Source organism: Tabrizicola sp., assembly GCF_041913445.1.
Classification (GTDB): domain Bacteria; phylum Pseudomonadota; class Alphaproteobacteria; order Rhodobacterales; family Rhodobacteraceae; genus Tabrizicola.
The window spans coordinates 60,074-62,613 of sequence record NZ_JAYSFG010000021.1; the positions used below are offsets into that span (position 1 = coordinate 60,074).

Below are 2,540 nucleotides of genomic sequence, written 5' to 3' on the forward strand. Positions count from 1 at the left end.
CATGAATGCGCACCCTACGAGGCCAAAATGAAACCCATCCAACTCATCTCTCCCGTCGATGGCCGGGTCTATGCGGAACGTATGCCGCTGTCGCCCGAGGCCGCCGACGCCGTCGTCGCCCGCGCCAAGGCCGCGCAGAAGCCCTGGGCCGCCCGTCCGCTGGAGGAGCGCATCGCCCTGGTGAAAGCCGGGGTCGCGAAGCTCAACACCATGTCCGACGTGGTGGTCGAGGAAATCGCCTGGCAGATGGGCCGCCCGACCCGTTACGGCGGTGAGTTCGGGGGTGTCAACGCCCGCACCGACTACATGGCGTCCATCGCCGCTGAGACGCTGGCCCCGCACATGGTCGAGGACTCGGACAAGTTCCGCCGCTACCTCGCGCGTGAGCCGGTGGGCGTCGTCTTCATCATCGCCCCCTGGAACTACCCCTACCTTACCACAATCAACACCCTCGTCCCCGCGCTGATCGCCGGGAACACGGTGGTGCTGAAGCACGCCAGCCAGACCCTGCTGGTGGGCGAACGGCTGGCCGAGGCCTTCCATGCGGCGGGCGTGCCGGAGGACGTGTTCCAGAACGTCGTCCTCGACCACGCCACCACCGAACGCCTGATCGCCAAGCGGTCTTTCGGCTTCGTGAACTTCACCGGCTCGGTCGCCGGTGGCGCGGCGATCGAACGCGCGGCGGCGGGGACCTTCACGGCCCTCGGGCTGGAGCTGGGCGGCAAGGATCCGGGCTATGTGCGCGAGGACGCGAACCTGGACCTCGCCGTCGACGTCCTGATGGACGGCGCGATGTACAACGCGGGGCAGTGCTGCTGCGGGATCGAACGCATTTACGTCCACGAGAAACTCTTCGACAGCTTCGTCGAGAAATCCGTGGCCTGGGTCGGCCAGTTGAAACTCGGCAACCCCTTCGATGCCTCCACGACGCTCGGCCCGATGGCGCACAAGCGCTTTGCCCAGACCGTTCGCGACCAGACCGCCGAGGCCATCGCCAAGGGCGCGAAGCCGCTTCTCGACCCGAAGAAGTTTGCCGATGATGGCGGGGCCTACCTTGCGCCGCAGATCCTGGTCAACGTCGACCACTCCATGCGCGTCATGAAGGAAGAAAGCTTCGGCCCCGTCGTCGGCATCATGCCGGTGAAGAACGATGCCGAGGCCATCGCGCTGATGAACGACTCGCCCTACGGGTTGACCGCCAGCATCTGGACGCAGGACTACGACACCGCCGCCGCTCTCGGCGCGCAGGTGGAAACCGGGACGGTATTCATGAACCGGGCCGACTACCTGGACCCGGCGCTGACCTGGACGGGCGTCAAGGACACCGGGCGGGGCACGTCGCTGAGCTATCTCGGGTTCCATTCGGTGACCCGGCCGAAATCCTATCACCTCAAGAAAGTCTGAGACCATGACCCACAACGTTCCCAACCGGAACTGGTCCTACCCCACCGCGATCAAGTTCGGCGTCGGCCGGATCGCGGAACTGGCCGATCACGCCAAGTCCATCGGCCTGACGAAGCCGCTCCTCGTCACCGACAAGGCCCTCGCGTCCCTGCCGATCACCAAGAACGCGCTCGACGTGCTGGAGGCCGGTGGCCTTGGCCGCGCGGTTTTCTCGGACGTGGACCCGAACCCGAACGAGAAGAACATGGAAGCCGGGATCGCGGTCTACCTTGCCGGCGGCCATGACGGGGTGATCTGCTTCGGCGGCGGCTCGGCGCTCGACCTCGGCAAGATGATCGCGCTGATGGCGCACCAGCCGAAGAAGCTGAAGGTCTGGCAGCTGGAGGACATCGACGACTGGTACACCCGCGCCGATGCCTCGAAGATCGCGCCGATCATCGCGGTGCCGACGACGGCGGGGACCGGGTCGGAAGTGGGCCGGGCGGGGGTGCTGACGAACAGCGAGACCCACAAGAAGAAGATCATCTTCCACCCGAAGCTGATGCCCGCGGTCACGATCTGCGATCCGGCGCTGACGACGGGGATGCCGAAGTTCATCACGGCAGGCACCGGCATGGACGCGCTGGCGCATTGTCTGGAGGCCTATAGCTCCCCCTTCTACCACCCGATGAGCCAAGGCATCGCGCTGGAAGGGATGCGGCTGGTGTTCGAGAACCTGCCCAAGGTCTATGCCGACCCGAACGACCTCGACGCCCGCGCGCACATGATGTCGGCGGCGGCGATGGGGGCGGTTGCGTTCCAGAAGGGTCTGGGGGCGATCCACGCGCTGAGCCACCCGATTGGCGCGGTCTACAACACCCATCACGGCACCACGAATGCCGTGGTGATGCCGATGGTGCTGGACTTCAACCGGAAGGCCGTGAAGGACCGGCTGGCGAGTGCGGCGGCCTATTGCGGGATCAAGGGCGGCTACAAGGGCTTTTACCAGCGCATCCTGGACCTGCGGGCCACGCTGGCCATCCCGGAAAACCTGACGAAGCTTGGCGTCACCAACCCCGACCTCGATACCCTGACCAAGATGGCGCTGGAGGACCCCTCCTGTGGCGGCAACCCGGTCAAGATGACGAAGAAGAACA

2 protein-coding genes are annotated in these 2,540 nt (G+C 65.7%); both read left to right on the forward strand.

Translation table 11 applies throughout. The annotated features are described in order from the left end of the window. Positions 1-27 precede the first annotated feature (27 nt). Positions 28-1,404: an aldehyde dehydrogenase family protein gene (locus ACE3Q6_RS18545; RefSeq protein WP_374435704.1), complete on the forward strand. Its 1,377-nt coding sequence runs from the start codon at positions 28-30 to the stop codon at positions 1,402-1,404. A gap of 4 nt (positions 1,405-1,408) precedes the next feature. Further along, positions 1,409-2,540 (forward strand): iron-containing alcohol dehydrogenase (locus ACE3Q6_RS18550; protein ID WP_374435706.1); only part of this gene is annotated, 1,132 nt, incomplete at its 3' end.